The organism is Parendozoicomonas sp. 209JJ7-1 (assembly GCF_058147085.1).
The window spans coordinates 47,193-62,989 of the sequence record NZ_JBYVJU010000005.1 but is presented as its reverse complement, the minus strand read 5'-3'; the positions used below and the strand labels follow the sequence as shown (position 1 = coordinate 62,989).

Below are 15,797 nucleotides of genomic sequence, written 5' to 3'. Positions count from 1 at the left end.
TAAACGTCAGGCTGGTATTATTTTGTATTCATCGTCTGATGATGAAGTATTCCCAGGCTGGTTGACAGGGTTTGCCTGTGTCGCGTTTGGGCATATATTTTCCAGAGGTTGATCGTGAGCTTTGGTGTCCAGCCAGGTCAGGGCTTCATTCAAAGATAGAAAACGCTGGCAGTGGTACCTGCTGGCACTGTATTTGTCCCGGTATTCCATATAAATAAAATAGCAGGATTGAATTTTGTGGTTCTCGCTCCGCAGGTAGCCTTCAGCCATCCAGCAGTAGATCGGAGCCTGGTAAATCGTATGTTGAATAATACGGGTGAAATGATCCATTTTGCTGATCCCGCTACTTTGAATAAGGCGAATAGGGGGGCGGTAAAAGATAAAAGAGCTGGAGATGGTTCCCATAGCTATTGGACAAAGCAGGCTGATAAACAATTCCTGCATTTAAGCAGGTAACGAAAATACCGACAAGAGCGGGGAGTCCCGAAATCCTGACGATTGGCTGTTGCCAGAGCTGGGCGGCTGTTATACATTACGCCCCGCTTCGCAGGGATACATTGACGGAGTGAAAAACTTCTCGGTAATACGAGAGATTCGGTGAGGTGTCCGAGTGGCCGAAGGAGCACGCCTGGAAAGTGTGTATACGGAAACGTATCGAGGGTTCGAATCCCTCCCTCACCGCCACATATCAAAAATCCCGCACAGACCTCTGTTGCGGGATTTTTTGCGTTTATAGCCCTTGAAAAGCCCTGTGTCTGCGGGGTTCTTTACCTTGCCGGAAGCGTACGTTTTCGGTTCCGTAGGCACCTGTATTCCCCCCTCAAAATGCCGTTTTTGGCGGTGTTCTCTGTTTTGTCCGTTCATAGAGAGTCACTCGCTACGCTTCCTGAAAACCTGAATAAAATCATAAAGCTACAAAGGTCGTCTTTATGCTTGAGTCTTTTCGGGTTCGTGAAATAAAGGTGGTGGGCAGATTAAGGGGTAAAAGGTCGATTTCTCTGTTTTTAACGAAAAGCTGCAATAGAAAGCGGTGTCGTTTGATGTCTGGAAAAATGCTATTTTATGCCCCTTTTCAAGAGATGGGAGAACAGTAAATGATTGAAAATGATGAACTGATCATGTCTTCATTGTGTCAGAAAGTGGAACAAAATCATCGTACCGTTGAAGTTCTCATATACAAAGGTGCCAGCGATAAAGAGTGGGTTCTGGAGCTGGAGGATGAATACGGTAATTCTACAGTTTGTGATGATCGTTTTGCGACCGATAAGGCAGCGTTAAATGCGGCTTTGGAAGCCATTGATGATGAGGGGATCGAATCTTTCATTGGTGAGCCTCCAGCATCAGGCAAGACTCGCTTCTGAAGGTTTGAAAAATGATAGAAGCTTCTGGGTGTTTTGAGGTAGGTTCCGTTTCACCTTTACTCCCATCGCAACAGTTTTAACTGATCTTTCCATAGCGCTGGCACGCCATCCATAAAATCCGCCAGTGTCCGGCCGCCGATGCTCTCGCCGTTGAGGATCTTCTCCTGCAGTAACGGGGAGAGCATGGTCAGGCGCAGGATACGGGACACATAGCTTTCGTTCTGCTGGTAGTGGCTGGCCAGTACCTTCACGTTTTTAAACTCCCCGCCTTCCAGCTTCTGCAGCCAGAGGTGAGCCTGGGCCAGCGCCCGCATCAAGGCGGTGTCTTCTATGGGTTCCAGGTTGAGAGGCTCACCGTCGTGGGTCTGGATATGGGTACGGCCGCCCCGGCGAAGCAGCCGGATGGGGATAAACACTTCCAGAATTTTCTTGTCCGGGTGGCAGGTTCTGCTTTTCTGTCCGGTGACTTCCATGGTCATGCGGCGTCTCCTGTCATCTCGTCCGTGATGGTGGGCAGCCCTTTGCTGTGAAAGCGGAGAGTTATCCCGGTTTCCCGGATATCAATGCGGTCAATCAGCAGCTGGGCGATACGCTGCTGTTCATTGGGGAACAGTTCCTGCCAGACAGTTTTTAGCGCCTGTATGGCCTCAACGGTTTGTGCGTAAGTCAGTGATGCTTCGTCTTCTCTGGCCTGTTGATAGACCTTCAGCAGCAGTTCAGGCTGGTTGATCAGCTCGCTGACTTCCTGAATCACCAACTGCTCCAGGGGTTCAGCAGGGAGAGGAGGAATGATCTTGTTTCTGTAGCCTGCCTTGAGGGCCGTGCTGGCGGTGTAGTAACGATAACGTTTGCCCCGACGTCGGCCGCTGGTGGGCACTAGGGCGATACCGTCCGGCCCAAACAACAGCCCCCGCAGAAAGGCCGGACTGTTCCAGCCTCGGGAGGCTGTGCGCCGGTTATTCCGGTGGCTGCTGAAGACGTTCTCCGCTTTGTCCCAGAGAGCCTGATCCAGAATGCCGGTATGCTGGCCCGGATACCACTCGCCCTTATGGTGGATCAGACCCAGATAAATTTTGTTCTGGAGCAGCTTGCGCAGGGTGCTTTTCACGAAGGGCTTGCCGCCCCAGGTGCTGCCATCTTTGCGCCGGTAAAGCTTGGTACGAAAACCCATATCATTGATGCGGTAGCAGGTCTCGGTCAGGGAGTGGGTTTCGATAAAGGTTTCAAAGATAATGTTAACGGCCTTCTTCTCGCCCCGGTTCACCATCAGTTTGCGGTCACGTACCTCATAACCCAGCGGCACGGCTCCCCCCATCCAGATGCCTTTCTTCTTGGATTCGGCAAACTTGTCCCGAATGCGTTCGCCGGTAATCTCTCGTTCAAACTGGGCAAATGACAGCAGCATATGCAGTGTCAATCGTCCCATGCTGTCAGTAGTGTTGAGGGGCTGGGTTACGGAGATGAACGACACCTTGTGTTCGTCCAGTACACCGACCAGTTTGGCAAAGTCGGAAATAGAGCGGGTCAGGCGATCTACCTTGTAAACAATGATGATATCGATATCGCCCCGTTCGACGGCCGCCATCAGGCGCTTCAGCCCGGGGCGGTCAATATTGCCACCTGAGAATCCGCCATCCTCAAAACGCTCGTCCACCAGCTGCCAGCCCTGATGCTTTTGTGAGGCGACATAAGCGACTCCGGCTTCCCATTGGGCATCGAGGGAATTGAATTCCTGCTCCAACCCTTCTTCTGAGGATTTGCGGGTATAAATGGCGCAACGTTGAATTGGGTGGGTGCTCACTCGCTGTTCCTCTTGCGGCTGGCTTTCTGTTGCTCTTTTCTGAGCCCAAAGAAGGCTGGACCGTTCCACTGGCTGCCAGTGATTTTTTTGGCGATTTTGGTCAGGCTGCTGTAGACCTCACCCTGATATTCGAAGCCTTCGGCTGTGACAATGACTTCGTGCTCTGCGCTCCGAAACTCCCGTACCAGTCGGGTACCGGGCGGCAGCTGGCAGGTGCGCTTGTTGCGGATGCTTTTTCCCTTGATAACCGACATTTTCAGTTGTTGCAGGCGCTTTTTGGCTTTGTCACTCAAGCCGCCCAGAGCCTGTTCCTGAACTTTCCAGGCCAGCCTTTGGCGCAGGATTTTGGTATGCAGGGGCGGCGCGTCGGTACCAAGCAGCTCTTTCCAGGTCTGGCAGAGCTGCTTGTTATTCAGGGTCATGATCCTGGCCACCTGGGCTGCCAGTGTCTGCTCACTTCGACTGCTTTTTGGGTTATCGGGCATTGTCTGTCTCCTGTTGAGAGGGGACGAACATACACGCTCTGTCGTCGGAGGACGTCCAGTCAGTTTCTCTGTCTGGGTTGTTTTTCTCGGACAGACGTCGGTGGTAGCGAATCACGGCCAGCGCAAGCAGACGGACAAGCTCGCCACAGGGTGACGGCAACTGACGTGGGTTGGAGAGTTGTTCGTCCATGAAACCACCTGACCAGATTGAGAAGGACTTCTTTTGTTGTACGTCAGTAAATGGAGTGATGCGATGAGGAGGTATCCGGCTCTGTTTGGGGGATGCGGGCAAATGGGGACGCCTTGACAGGCTGTCATGTCGGGCGCAGTATCTGGTTATTCATACAGTAGTACAGGGAAGTACAGACTTTATGACAGGGATGATAAACCATGCCAAATCTGGCCAAGGTGGTACGCCATGCCAGCCCGAGGGGATTGCTGCAGTTTTGTGAAACTGTGGGAATTGCCTTGCCTTCTGTATCCAGTGAAGACTTTTCTCTGGAGCAAAGCATTGATGTCCCCAGTGTTATTTCCACTCTGCGGGAAAATGACCTGAAGCTTTATCAACATGCTGAACAGCAGGCAGCCAGAGTTGTGACTATGGCGCAACCCGGTGCTCAGCAGGTATTGGTTCAGCAACTGGAAACCCAATACACGAACAACCCCTACGATAATGTTGTCGCACTGATGGCGGCAGATAATGGAAAACTGGCTCAGGGGGAGTCCAGTCGGTTTGCCAGTCATTATCGCTATGGGCGGATGTGGGACTCTTACAAGCTAACACCAGCCGTTGATCCCGTGGATAACCTGGAGCTGGATAGCTTGTGCCAGAAATTGTCTCTGTCCTGTCAGAACCAGCGTTTTCGGGCCGATGGTTTTTGTTACCAGCGTCGTAACCATCGGGGCGATATCAAACGGGTGCAGCATATTGCCCTGATGCGCCAGGGGCTTCCCCAGTCTGTCAGTGAACTGGATGAAAAGGCTCGAGTACGCACCATCACCATTTCACCGGCGAAAGAGTATGCGCTCACCCATGAATGGGGAACCGGGGTTATCGAGGTCGTGGCCAATACCCGAGACATTCGTGATCTGGTCAGTCAACTCTATACCAGGCATGTGTTGGGTCTGGAGCATGCACCGGAGCGCATCACGCCCCGCCAGTTCGGGCTTGACCCTTTCCGCCAGGCTCCCGCTTTCCAATACTCACTCAATGATGGCATTGCCCAGGTGCACGTTGTGGCCTTGTCGTTTCTTTCACTGCGTAATAACCAGCCTATGAACCTGGAGGTACCTGAGGGACTGCGGTTTGTGAACGATATTTATCAGGTCTCAAAAGAAAACGACATGTTAGGCATGGTGATCGAAGATGAAGAGAGCTGGAGGCTGGTTGAAGCTGTCGTCGGTGCCCAGAAGCGCCAGATAGGTTCATCACCCCGGCGTCCGGAGATATTCGTCACCCTCAAACATCCCAATAGTTGTACCCTGCGGGAGCTGACACCGGATGATCGCCGGTTAATGCAGCGGGTGCTGGTGGAATCGGGCCTGATTGATGAGGACAATCTGTGAACACGATGTCTCTCAAGGCTTTTCTGAAGCTGGCTTCCTGGTGGGAGGCTGGGATATCCCATCGCAGTGGTTCACAGATGCACTTTGAATGCCCATCGCTGGTGGAGGAACTGATCGGCAGCGGAGTCCTGCAGCCTGACCAGTTTGATAGCTGGTACACAGACCCTGCCGGGCAAAAACATCCTGTGGTTGAAGTGTCTCCGGGCAGATTTGAACGGGAGTGTCTTGAGTGCAACTCCGTGCCTGTTCCGGAAGCCATGTTACGCCGTTACCGGCTGACAAAGGATTGGTTGCCTCATTATCTGGCTGAGCAACTCACAGCTAACCGATTGGAGTGCTGGTCACCGGGAACTCTGTGGTTTGCCGGATTTTACCAGCGCCGAAAACAACGCTGGCCGGTGTGGCTGGCCCGCCGTCTGCAAACCGAGGAGAGTTTTGGCAAAGTGGAAGCCAGCCTGAGCAGTCATGTTTTCCCAGCAGGTTTTATCCTGGCATTGAGGCCGCCCGAACGTTCAGCCTGCCTGCGGTTGTCCAGTAAGCATCGCGTCATTGCCCTGCAGGATGTGTTGGCCAGTAACCCGGTGCGCCTTACCATGGATCAGGTGCTGGAAGAGTTGCCCATACGATGGGATGAAACGGCAGGTGTTCTGCAAGTTGATGGTTTGCCAGACTGGCTGGTGGATGGCGCAGGACAACGGACTGCTGTCTCACTGCTGTACGAGGCTTGGCTCAATAATCGTAAAGGTGTGGCTCGTGAAGTTTTGCAGGAAGCAGGCATCACGTCAAAAACACCCCAGCAGTTGTGGGGCAGACGAACAGAGTGGAAGTCCTATATCGATAACGGCAGTAATCGCTGGTGGCTGATCGAACCCTGATCCCGACATGAAAAGAGCAGAACCGGTCTCGTGCCGGTTTTTTTTCGTCTTTTTTCCAAAAAGAGCCCATATCTAACTCTCATCTAACTTTGTCTAACTCTGCCCTAACTCGCTTTCTCCATGATGAACCTGCCACAGGACAAAACATCATGGAGGCTGACCGATGGCGACAGAACATCTTTCACAGACACAGCTGTCCAGGCGGTGGGGCGTCAAGCCCTGCACCCTAGAACGCTGGCGGCAAAAGGGCATAGGGCCACTGTTTCTCAAGATCAACAGCAAGGTGATGTACCGGCTGGAGGATATTGAGGCGTATGAGCAGTCCCACCATTACCAGGGCACCGGCCAGCCTGCTGGGAACAGGGGGGGTATGCCATGCCAGTAACCCTCAAAGATCTGCGCGGCATGACGCTGTTGCAGACCATCACCATTCCCGATGGCGAGATTGATCGTTTGTCCCGGGAAGCCCTGGATGAGCTGAACCATGCCAGCCGCTGTATCCGCAGGCTGCGCAATGCCCGCTACCTGCGTCGCATGGCCAAGGCCCGGGAAATGGCCTGTTCTCTGGCGGAACAGGACGACGGAGGTGATGTATGAGCCTGCCCATTATCCCAGCCAATCAGCGTCAGCAGGAAGACAAGGGTGTGAAAGCGGTTTTGCTGGGCATCAGCGGTGTGGGTAAAACCTCTCAGCTCTGGACGCTGCCACCTGAAAGCACTCTATTCATGGATCTGGAGGCCGGTGACCTGGCGGTTCAGGGCTGGACAGGTGATGTCCTGCGCCCCAGAACATGGCCGGAGTTCCGTATGCTGGTGGCCTTTATTGGTGGGCCAAATCCGGCGCTGGAGAATGATCAGCCTTACTCTCAGGCCCATTATCAGGCGGCGTGTCAGCAGTATGGCGACCCGGCAGCACTCGATAAATACGGCATTTATTTTATCGACTCTATCACTGCCCTGGCACGTCTCTGCTTCCAGTGGTGCAAGACGCGGCCTGAAGCCCGCAGTGAACGTACTGGTAAACCCGATACCCGTGGGGCTTATGGCCTTCATGGCCGGGAGATGATCGCAGCCCTGATGCACTTGCAACATGTGCGTCACAAGCATGTGATCTTTGTCGGCATTCTGGAAGAGCGGGTGGATGACTTCAATCGCCGGATATTCCAGCCCCAGATTGAAGGCTCCCGTACTGGGCTGGAGCTGCCAGGCATTGTTGATGAAGTCATCACCATGGCCAGTCTGCCCAATGAACAGGGTGAGCTGCAGCGCAGTTTTGTTTGTCAGACCCTGAATCCCTGGGGTTTTCCGGCCAAAGACAGAAGTGGCCGACTGGCCCAGACAGAACCGGCTCACCTTGGCCAACTTCTAGACAAGATCAATCAACCCCTTACGGATGGCAGACAGCTGCAGTACGCCACCAGCACTTCCGCACAACCAGCTCTTAACATTGAACAACAAGGACAGTGACGATGAATCAGCAGCAAAACCAGTACCCAAGCCAGCAGCAAAATCAGCAGCAGCCAGCGACCAATAACGAGTGGACGGATTTTAACAATGCCCAGGTTCAGCAAGACTATGACCTGATTCCCAAAGGCACCCTGGCCAAAGTACGCCTCACTGTAAACCCCGGCGGTTACGACGAACCCCATATGGGGTGGACGGGTGGTTGGGCCACGCGGGGTGACAGCGGCGCAGTCTTTCTGAAGGCCGAGTACACAGTGCTGGCTGGCCCTTATGCCAAGCGCAAAGTGTGGAGCCTGATTGGCCTGCACAGCCCAAAAGGCCCCAACTGGTCAAACATGGGTCGCAGCTTTGTGCGCTCGTTGCTGTGCTCTGCCCGTGGCATTCAGCAGGAGGATAGCTCGCCCCAGGCGGTGCTGGCCCGAAGGCTGCGGAACTTTGGCGAGATGGATGGCATGGAGTTTGTCGCCCGCATTGATGTAGAGAAGGATTCTGATGACGAGCCCACCAATGTCATCAAGCATGTAATTACGCCAGATCATAAGGAGTATCAGGCGTTGATGAATGAGGTGGCCGCTGGGCAAGGGCAGGCTCCTCAGCAAGCAGCTCCACAGCAGACTTACCAGCAAACGGGCGGTTATCAGCAGCATCCGGACTATCAGTTCCAGCAGCCTGCACACGGTCAGGCTCCTCACAACAACTGGCAGGACTAAGCCAATCCCCCTGACGCTTAAACGCGTCAGGGGAATTTTTCAGGATGAAAGAACATGACTGATTATTTGGATTTTAATGATGCTCCTATCGCCCAGGAGCCGGTACAACGGCTGTCGGTGGCAGAGGTCAAAGACAAACTGCTTGAACGGCTGCCGCAGTATATTGAATACCTGTTGCCTCAGGCGGAAAAACACACTGACCACTATGCGGTGGGGGATTGCCGCGGTGTTGTGGGGCAGAGCCTTAAGATCACCATCACTGGTGATAAAACAGGCCTGTGGCATGATTTTGCCACCGGGGAACATGGCGATATGTTCCACCTGACCCAGGCTAACCAGCATATCGATTTTCCCGAAGCGCTTCAGTTTGTGGCTCGCTGGTTGGGTGTGGAAGCCAGGGTTCCCAGGCCTGTGAAGCCGAAGGCTAAAGCGTCTGCAGAAGATCTTGGCCCGCATACAGCCAAGTGGGATTACTACAACAGTTCCGGTCAGCTGGTGGCCTGCGTTTATCGCTACGATACTCCGAAGGGAAAAGAGTTCCGCCCCTGGGATGTGAAGCAGGGCAAGTACCGCGCGCCTTCACCACGACCACTCTATAACCAGCCCGCTATTGGGCAGGTGAAAGCTGTGGTGTTGGTGGAAGGAGAGAAGTGTGCCCAGGCGCTGATTGAAGCAGGGATTTGCGCGACAACGGCCATGAATGGAGCCAAGGCTCCAGTGAATAAAACCGACTGGTCTCCTCTCAAAGGTAAGCAGGTTTTGATCTGGCCGGATAACGATCAGGCCGGGCGGGAGTATGCCCAGGCTGCAGCTCAAGCGGTTCTGAAAGCCGGTGTCCAGTCCTGTGAAATTTTGATTCCTCCCAAAGACAAGCCGGAGAAGTGGGATGCCGCTGATGCCCTGCAGGAACGGGATGCTCAGCAGAACCCCTTTGATGTTCAGGGTTTCCTGGCAGCGGGAGAACGGACACCCATAACGCGGGACACGACGGCCGGAGAATTAGTGTTGCCGACTGGCATCGACATATTAACCGACGACGGTGTAACAACCGCATTTAACACCTTATTTAAGAATGACTGGCGTTACTGTGACCAGTGGGGCAAATGGTTTACCTGGACTGGCCAACGCTGGAGTCAGGATCAGGTGCTGTATGTGTGTCATCTGTCTCGTGAAATTTGTCGAGCCGCAGCCGAACAGGCTGAAACCGGTCGCCAGCGCACGCGTTTGGCTTCCACCAGCACTATTCACAACGTAGTCAAACTGGCCCGGTCTTCCCCTTGCCATGCGACGCTGTCAGAAGAGTGGGATCGTGATCCCTGGTTGCTTAATACCCCGGAAGGTGTCGTTAATCTCAGAACTGGAGAACTACGGGGACACGATCGCAGTGACATGATGACCCGCATGGCTACCGCCTCCCCTGAGGGGGACTGCCCACTGTGGCTGAGTTTTCTGAATGATGTGACCGCCGGTGACAAGACGCTGGTGGATTATCTGCAAAAGGTGGTGGGTTACTGCCTGACCGGCGTGACTTCCGAGCATGCCCTGTTTTTTCTTCATGGTGGCGGGGCCAATGGTAAATCCGTGTTTATCCATGTGCTGATGTCGATCATGGGCAACTATGCCGTGAATGCTCCGGTGGAAACCTTTATGGAGTCCAGGCACGAAAAACATCCTACGGATTTAGCAAGCCTTCAGGGAGCAAGGTTTGTCTCCAGCGTGGAAACGGAGCAGGGCAAACGCTGGAATGAGTCCAAAATCAAGACCCTGACCGGTGGCGACAAGATCTCGGCCCGGTTTATGCGCCAGGATTTTTTCGAGTACACACCCCAGTTCAAGCTGGTGATTGCCGGGAACCACAAGCCATCCATCCGCAATGTGGATGACGCCATGAAACGGCGACTTCATTTGATTCCCTTCACTGTGAAAGTGCCCGATGCCAAGAAGGATCGGGAGCTTCCCAATAAACTCCTGAAAGAACGGAACGGCATCCTGGCCTGGGCCATTGAGGGCTGTTTGCGCTGGCAGCATGAAGGTATTCATCCACCGACGAGTGTTGTCAAAGCGACTCAGGAATACTTCGAGTCAGAAGATTGTTTGGGGCAATGGCTGGAAGAGAGGTGTGAACTTCGCCGGGACAAGCGTGAAGGCGTGACTCAGCTTTACTCGGATTGGCGCACATGGTGTGAAGAGCAGGGCCAGTATGCCGGATCAGTAAGAAGCTTTTCAGAGTCTCTGCAAGCGCGGCAATTCCAAAAGTGCCGAATGACCACCGGGCACAGGGGGTTAACAGGGCTCAGCCTGCGACCTCAGCCATATGTGAAATATGGAGGCTATCGTCCTGATTAATAAAGCAATCATAAAACGCCCTGACGGTTTCGACATGTTTGCCGGTAACTCCTTATACGCGCGTATACGCGTACACGCACATGTAAGAGTAACCGGACGGGTCATCAAAACCGTCAGCCGCATTTGATTCGGGCAGAACAAGGCTTTTGGGGGAACTCCATGACACCAGAGATTGATTACCTTGCGAACCGTTATCGGGAGGCCTGGCTAACAGCTCGACGACTGCCAACGGGAATTCAGCTGGGCCATGGTTCCAGTTGGCCTGAGATGGTTTATGACCAGCGAGAACAGGTACGCCGGGCCGAGCGGGAAGTGATTTACGTGCGGCCAGGGGCAGTACAGGAGGACAGGCTGGTGGAGTGTATCAACTGGCTGACCCCACTGGACGTGGCTGACCGAAAACTGGTCTGGTTGCGGGCTTCCGGGGTGACCTGGCGAGAGATCGCCCGTCGAACTGGAATCCCTCGGACTTCAATTCAACGACATTGGCACAGAGTTTTGCTGTGTATCCAGTTGTCCATTTCCAAAGGGAGTTAAGGGGAGTTAGAGGGTGTTGCAGATTTAAAAGGTCTATTACCGTTGAATACTGATTTTGAGGTTGGGACAAAATTGCCATTTTTGGATTATATTTTCTGTACGCTCGTGCAGCGCTATGCCCAAAGCCCCTGAACGCCCCGGTCTCTCCAGCCGGGGCGTTCTCATTCCAGGGATGGAATCCATGTCCGAAGACTCACAAATTCTCGTAGAAAATCTCGAACACTGGCCGGTGGCTGAGCTGGTGCCCTATGCCCAGAATGCCCGTACTCATTCGCCGGAACAGGTGAGCCAGATTGCCCGCTCTATCGAGAGTTTTGGGTTTGTGAATCCGGTGCTGGTGGGCGATGACAAGGTGATTGTGGCCGGTCATGGTCGTTTGCTTGCGGCACAGCAGCTTGGCATGGGTCGGGTGCCTGTGATTGTGTTGGCTCACCTTGATGAAGTTCAGCGCCGGGCACTGGTGCTGGCAGACAACAAACTGGCCGAGAACGCGGGCTGGGATGAAGACCTGCTGAAAGCAGAGTTGCAAGCGTTGGAAGACCTGGACTTTGACCTGGATATCACCGGCTTCAGCCTGGATGAGCTCAATGACCTGCTGGTGGAGGAACCCGCCGAAGGCAACACCGAAGACGACCAGGTGCCAGAGATTCAGGAGCAGCCAGTCAGCCAGACCGGAGACCTGTGGGTACTGGGCAATCATCATTTACTGTGTGGGAGTGCTACAGAGTCGGCCGATGTTGAGAAACTCATGGCAGGCCAGCTGGCCGACATGGTGTTCACAGACCCACCTTACAATGTCGATTACGGCAGCCCTTCTAAAAACAAGAACGCCAAGGACAAGCTCCGGAGCAAGGATCGCCGGATCAAGAACGACAACCTGGGCGATGAGTTTCATTGTTTCCTGAAAGCCGCCATGACCAACATGCTCACCGTCTGCAAAGGGGCTGTGTATGTGTGCATGTCGTCGTCTGAGCTGGACACCCTGCAAAGCGCCTTTCGAGAAGCCGGTGGCAAGTGGTCCACATTCCTGATCTGGGCCAAGAACACTTTTACTCTTGGTCGTGCTGATTACCAGCGCCAGTACGAACCCATTCTCTACGGCTGGAAGGATGGCTCTGACCACTTCTGGTGCGGTGCCCGTGATCAGGGGGATGTCTGGTTTTTCAACAAGCCTGCCAAAAATGATCTTCATCCCACCATGAAACCGGTGGAGCTGGTGGAGCGGGCTATCCGTAATTCTTCCAAGACCCAGGATATCGTTCTCGATCTGTTCGGCGGCTCCGGCAGCACTCTGATTGCCTGCGAGAAAACCGGGCGGCAGGCACGGCTCACAGAACTCGATCCCAAGTATGTAGATGTGATTGTCCGGCGCTGGGAAGAGTACACCGGGCAGGCAGCTTTCCTGGAAGAAAGCAGATTGACCTTTCACCAGGTGGCTGCTGAAAGAGGAGTCAGATATGTGACCGCCAAGGATGGCGGAAATATCGGCAATGCAGGAGCAATTGACGATGACCGAGATCATTCAACAGCGGCTTGATCAGATCGACAACAAGCTCGACAAACTCTCCGATGCCGTGACCCGTTTGGCGATGATTGAAGAGCGGATGATGCACCAGACCTCCACGCTCGCAGGTCTTAACCGCAAGCTGGAAGATTCTGAAAAAAGGATTCGCTCACTGGAGCGTCAGGCCAGCGCCCGGGGCGTGGTGCTGGCTTCTGTGGAACGCTTTGGCTGGCTAATTCTGACCACGGTGATTGGCATTGTTGCCTACACACTCAAGGACTGATTCCAGGGAAAAGACAGATGGGAAGGCGTAAGGAAACCAACACCATTGTCGTTCACTGCTCCGCTACCAAACCGGATCAGAATGTCACCTTCGATACCATCAAACGTTGGCACCTGATGGAGCGGGCCTTTATCGATATTGGTTATCACTGGGTCATTGAGCGGAACGGTGTCGTTAAACAGGGGAGGGCGCTGGATGACTGGGGTGCTCATGTCAAAGGCCATAACCATGAGAGTGTGGGTATCTGTCTGGTAGGCGGTTTGGACGACGAGGGGCAACCTGATGATAACTTCACTCAATTGCAGAAACGAATGTTGAAGTTCCTGGTGACAGGCTGCCAAAGCTTGTGGCCGGAAGCGGTGGTAAAAGGGCATTACCGCTTTGATGGGGACAAGGAGTGTCCCTGCTTTAATGTTGAACAGTGGCTGTACGACGAGGGATTTGTCGAGGAAGTGGACGCATGAGCTGGGTGGCTGCGGTGCCGGTGGTAGGGAAGATCATCGACAAGGTCTTTCCTGATGCCGCCCAGGCAAGCAAGGCCAAGGCCGAACTGGCCAACATGGCGATCAGCGGCGAGCTGGATGAACTGGCCCAGCGGGCGGGCGTGATCAGGGCCGAGGCCCAGGGCGAGAGCAGGTTGCAAAGGAGCTGGCGACCCATTGTGATGCTGGTGTTTACGGCGCTGGTCGTGTGCCGGTGGATGGGCTGGGCCTCACCGAATCTGAGCGAGGCGCTGGAGTTAAAACTGTTGGGAATTGTTCAGCTTGGGATTGGTGGTTACATAGCCAGCCGAGGCGTGGAGAAAGTGGTATCAAACCTTCGTCGTCAATAGTGTTTGTCGCCGTGTAAGCGGCCGTGGACGATCTTTGTTATTTACTCGAGGTGGCCCTTGAAGATCAATGCGCAGCGTCACACAAGCCCACACACGGCCTCTGCCGGGGGACCCTGGGAGACTGCTGGGATTGCGGGTGCCCATCACCGCCAAAAAGCGCTAGCGACAGGTTGAAAATCGGGGTTGACACAGGTTGACATTTTGGTTGACAAAAACCGGAAAACCTTAGTAATAACAAGTGATTAGAGTGTCAACCACAGCTCCGTCCAGCGCCCCTTGATGGTTGACGTTTCAGGTTGACAACCGGGTTGACACTTTTCTCCTCCGGCAACCACAAGAGAGTGCCAGAACAGCCTGACAATCTTCTGCTCTTTGGCCCAGCGCCCCATTTCCTGAGAGCTGCGCAAGAACCTAGGCTGATGTTCTGGCCAAGGCTCACCACAATCCCGGTGCAGGGCAACAACGCCACGTCCGGCTATGTAATCCAAGTTGCCTTTCTGCAGCAATGCCAGAGCATCAATAAATTGCGGATACCAGCGGTTTAAAGTGCCCAAAGTCTGGGTGTCGGTACGGTCGACCCGACTAATCATCAAATGACCGTTGGTCAAAGTCAGGATAAGAAGAGCCGGTCTTTCACCGGCTCTCATAGGTTGGAAAGAGGGCATTAAGCGGTCTCCAGTCCTGCGGTGATGCGGTAGACCCGATCCTGACCTTCCGGCTTTTCGGATTCGATGGTCAGGCCCAATCGTTTTTTCAGAGCCCCGGCCAGGGTGCCGCGCACGGTATGCTGCTGCCAGCCGGTTTTAGCCATCATCTGGGAGATGGTGGCTCCCTCGGCGCGAGAGAGGAGTTTGATCACCTGATCCAGCTTGCTGCCAGGACGGGTTTTGCTTTTGGGCTTGGTGATTTCTTCGCCTGACGGCTTGGGAGGTTTGGCTCCGATGGCTTCATATCCAGACGCTGTCAGTGCATATTCAAATGTGGCCCCACTGCGATTCACCGGTTGAATCAACATTCGGTTCAGCAGGCTGTCGATGACTTTTTTACAGGCACCGCCATTCAGTGGCACATCGGCGGACGTGAACGTTTGTTTTTCGTGCCCCAGATTCAGAAACTGGATTTGGCTTTTGCTGAGTTTGCTGTTTTTCATAATGGCTCTCCTTCAGGTTTTCTCGGGTATGCTCTTACATCTACGCTCTTATCTGGCTCTTTATCAAGATAATATTTCGATAATAATCAATAGGTTATAGATAGGCTGGGGTATGTCTGGAGAGCGTGTCTCACAGGCCGAATTTGCCCGCCGTCACGGCTGGACGCGGCAATATGTGGCCAAGCTGGTCAAACAGGGCCGGATCAAAACAGAACGCGGGAAAATCGACCCTGTGGCCGCCAAGCGGGCTATTGAACAGTTGGCTGAACCTTCCACTGTTCTGAGAGAAACAGGGAGTCATCGCCCTTCGAACGAGGATGCTCAGGGAGGGGCGATGACAGTATCAGCGCCTGTTCAGGTTTCACCTCCTGAGAGCCGTAAAACAGTAGATTATGCTGCCGCCCGCACCATGCGTGAGGCTTATCGGGCCAAGATGGCACGACTGGATTATGAGGAGCGGGAAGGACTACTGGTTGAGGCGCGGCAAGTGTATGAAGAGGGATATCAGCTTGGACGACAGGTGCGGGATGCCCTGTTGGGGATTCCAGATCGTCTGGCCGATATCCTGGCGGCAGAGAAGGATGCACGGGAAGTTAGGAAGCGGCTCATGGATGAGCTGGAGGAATCGTTGAAGGCATTAACACAGGCCAGATAAACAGAACCCCGCAGGTGCGGGGATTCGGATTCTCGGTCAGCGTTTTTTCTTATTATTATTTTTCTTCTTCTTCTTCTTCTTCTTCTTCTTATTGTTATTCTGTTTTTTATTCTTGCTTTGGATCTTGTTGCTCGGGTCCTGCTCTTGGAGAAGCTTTTTTTGTTACCCGTCTGGCAAGATTCTCTTCCGGAATCTTTTGCCTGTTTGTACTTGGGTTATTGCAGGCGGT

The 15,797-nt window shown here is 53.7% G+C and carries 21 protein-coding genes and 1 tRNA gene; 15 read left to right on the top strand and 7 right to left on the bottom strand.

Annotated features, from left to right (window positions below):
• Nucleotides 1-6: 6 nt before the first annotated feature.
• Nucleotides 7-330: a hypothetical protein gene (locus ACY2RQ_RS06520; protein ID WP_490112154.1), complete on the bottom strand. Its 324-nt coding sequence runs from the start codon at nucleotides 328-330 to the stop codon at nucleotides 7-9.
• Between the two features lie 266 nt (nucleotides 331-596).
• On the opposite strand from ACY2RQ_RS06520, the gene ACY2RQ_RS06515 reads away from it, so the two are divergent.
• Both ACY2RQ_RS06515 and ACY2RQ_RS06510 read left to right on the top strand, forming a co-directional pair.
• Nucleotides 597-684: transfer RNA gene (locus ACY2RQ_RS06515), tRNA-Ser, on the top strand.
• A gap of 410 nt (nucleotides 685-1,094) precedes the next feature.
• Nucleotides 1,095-1,361: a hypothetical protein gene (locus tag ACY2RQ_RS06510; protein ID WP_490112153.1), complete on the top strand. Its 267-nt coding sequence runs from the start codon at nucleotides 1,095-1,097 to the stop codon at nucleotides 1,359-1,361.
• A gap of 56 nt (nucleotides 1,362-1,417) precedes the next feature.
• Here ACY2RQ_RS06510 and ACY2RQ_RS06505 read toward each other — a convergent pair whose 3' ends face one another.
• The 4 genes from ACY2RQ_RS06505 to ACY2RQ_RS06490 are packed head-to-tail and all read right to left on the bottom strand — an operon-like array spanning nucleotide 1,418 to nucleotide 3,837.
• Nucleotides 1,418-1,840, bottom strand: coding sequence for a hypothetical protein (locus ACY2RQ_RS06505; protein WP_490112152.1), 423 nt, complete (start codon nucleotides 1,838-1,840; stop codon nucleotides 1,418-1,420).
• On the bottom strand, nucleotides 1,837-3,162 hold the full coding sequence (locus tag ACY2RQ_RS06500; protein WP_490112151.1) for a recombinase family protein: 1,326 nt from the start codon (nucleotides 3,160-3,162) through the stop codon (nucleotides 1,837-1,839). The genes ACY2RQ_RS06505 and ACY2RQ_RS06500 overlap by 4 nt, the downstream gene beginning before the upstream one ends.
• On the bottom strand, nucleotides 3,159-3,647 hold the full coding sequence (locus ACY2RQ_RS06495) for a DUF2924 domain-containing protein (protein WP_490112150.1): 489 nt from the start codon (nucleotides 3,645-3,647) through the stop codon (nucleotides 3,159-3,161). Before ACY2RQ_RS06495 ends, ACY2RQ_RS06500 begins: the two co-directional genes overlap by 4 nt.
• Nucleotides 3,637-3,837, bottom strand: coding sequence for a hypothetical protein (locus ACY2RQ_RS06490; RefSeq protein ID WP_490112149.1), 201 nt, complete (start codon nucleotides 3,835-3,837; stop codon nucleotides 3,637-3,639). Before ACY2RQ_RS06490 ends, ACY2RQ_RS06495 begins: the two co-directional genes overlap by 11 nt.
• A 200-nt stretch (nucleotides 3,838-4,037) precedes the next feature.
• Between ACY2RQ_RS06490 and ACY2RQ_RS06485 the strand changes: the two genes are divergently transcribed.
• The 12 genes from ACY2RQ_RS06485 (at nucleotide 4,038) to ACY2RQ_RS06430 (ending at nucleotide 13,763) form a co-directional block, all read left to right on the top strand.
• Nucleotides 4,038-5,213, top strand: a complete 1,176-nt coding sequence (locus ACY2RQ_RS06485; protein WP_490112148.1) for a hypothetical protein — start codon at nucleotides 4,038-4,040, stop codon at nucleotides 5,211-5,213.
• Nucleotides 5,210-6,088, top strand: a complete 879-nt coding sequence (locus ACY2RQ_RS06480) for a hypothetical protein (protein WP_490112147.1) — start codon at nucleotides 5,210-5,212, stop codon at nucleotides 6,086-6,088. The genes ACY2RQ_RS06485 and ACY2RQ_RS06480 overlap by 4 nt, the downstream gene beginning before the upstream one ends.
• Nucleotides 6,089-6,251: 163 nt before the next feature.
• Complete coding sequence (locus ACY2RQ_RS06475; protein WP_490112146.1) at nucleotides 6,252-6,473, top strand: DNA-binding protein; 222 nt, start codon at nucleotides 6,252-6,254, stop codon at nucleotides 6,471-6,473.
• Nucleotides 6,464-6,685, top strand: a complete 222-nt coding sequence (locus ACY2RQ_RS06470) for a hypothetical protein (protein ID WP_490112145.1) — start codon at nucleotides 6,464-6,466, stop codon at nucleotides 6,683-6,685. The genes ACY2RQ_RS06475 and ACY2RQ_RS06470 overlap by 10 nt, the downstream gene beginning before the upstream one ends.
• Nucleotides 6,682-7,554: an ATP-binding protein gene (locus ACY2RQ_RS06465; protein ID WP_490112144.1), complete on the top strand. Its 873-nt coding sequence runs from the start codon at nucleotides 6,682-6,684 to the stop codon at nucleotides 7,552-7,554. The genes ACY2RQ_RS06470 and ACY2RQ_RS06465 overlap by 4 nt, the downstream gene beginning before the upstream one ends.
• Before the next feature lie 2 nt (nucleotides 7,555-7,556).
• Entirely contained in the window at nucleotides 7,557-8,261 is a 705-nt protein-coding gene (locus ACY2RQ_RS06460; protein ID WP_490112143.1) for a hypothetical protein, read from the top strand.
• Nucleotides 8,262-8,315: 54 nt separating this feature from the next.
• Nucleotides 8,316-10,607: a phage/plasmid primase, P4 family gene (locus ACY2RQ_RS06455; RefSeq protein ID WP_490112142.1), complete on the top strand. Its 2,292-nt coding sequence runs from the start codon at nucleotides 8,316-8,318 to the stop codon at nucleotides 10,605-10,607.
• Nucleotides 10,608-10,766: 159 nt separating this feature from the next.
• Complete coding sequence (locus ACY2RQ_RS06450) at nucleotides 10,767-11,144, top strand: DUF6362 family protein (protein ID WP_490112141.1); 378 nt, start codon at nucleotides 10,767-10,769, stop codon at nucleotides 11,142-11,144.
• Between the two features lie 181 nt (nucleotides 11,145-11,325).
• Entirely contained in the window at nucleotides 11,326-12,681 is a 1,356-nt protein-coding gene (locus ACY2RQ_RS06445) for a site-specific DNA-methyltransferase (protein ID WP_490112140.1), read from the top strand.
• A complete protein-coding gene (locus tag ACY2RQ_RS06440; protein WP_490112139.1) occupies nucleotides 12,653-12,931 on the top strand; it encodes a hypothetical protein in 279 nt (92 codons plus the stop codon). Before ACY2RQ_RS06445 ends, ACY2RQ_RS06440 begins: the two co-directional genes overlap by 29 nt.
• A 17-nt stretch (nucleotides 12,932-12,948) precedes the next feature.
• The gene (locus ACY2RQ_RS06435) at nucleotides 12,949-13,395 is read left to right on the top strand and encodes an N-acetylmuramoyl-L-alanine amidase (RefSeq protein ID WP_490112138.1); all 447 of its coding nucleotides are present in this window, start codon (nucleotides 12,949-12,951) and stop codon (nucleotides 13,393-13,395) included.
• Nucleotides 13,392-13,763 carry a 3TM-type holin gene (locus tag ACY2RQ_RS06430; RefSeq protein ID WP_490112137.1) on the top strand — a complete coding sequence of 124 codons (372 nt, stop codon included), beginning with the start codon at nucleotides 13,392-13,394 and terminating at the stop codon, nucleotides 13,761-13,763. Before ACY2RQ_RS06435 ends, ACY2RQ_RS06430 begins: the two co-directional genes overlap by 4 nt.
• Nucleotides 13,764-14,005: 242 nt before the next feature.
• Here ACY2RQ_RS06430 and ACY2RQ_RS06425 read toward each other — a convergent pair whose 3' ends face one another.
• Together ACY2RQ_RS06425 and ACY2RQ_RS06420 are read right to left on the bottom strand one after the other, a co-directional pair.
• On the bottom strand, nucleotides 14,006-14,428 hold the full coding sequence (locus tag ACY2RQ_RS06425; protein ID WP_490112136.1) for a hypothetical protein: 423 nt from the start codon (nucleotides 14,426-14,428) through the stop codon (nucleotides 14,006-14,008).
• Nucleotides 14,428-14,913, bottom strand: a complete 486-nt coding sequence (locus ACY2RQ_RS06420; RefSeq protein WP_490112135.1) for a DUF3489 domain-containing protein — start codon at nucleotides 14,911-14,913, stop codon at nucleotides 14,428-14,430. Before ACY2RQ_RS06420 ends, ACY2RQ_RS06425 begins: the two co-directional genes overlap by 1 nt.
• A gap of 112 nt (nucleotides 14,914-15,025) precedes the next feature.
• On the opposite strand from ACY2RQ_RS06420, the gene ACY2RQ_RS06415 reads away from it, so the two are divergent.
• Nucleotides 15,026-15,568 (top strand): DUF1441 family protein, encoded by a 543-nt coding sequence (locus ACY2RQ_RS06415; RefSeq protein ID WP_490112134.1) that lies wholly within the window; start codon nucleotides 15,026-15,028, stop codon nucleotides 15,566-15,568.
• The last annotated feature ends 229 nt before the right edge of the window (nucleotides 15,569-15,797 follow it).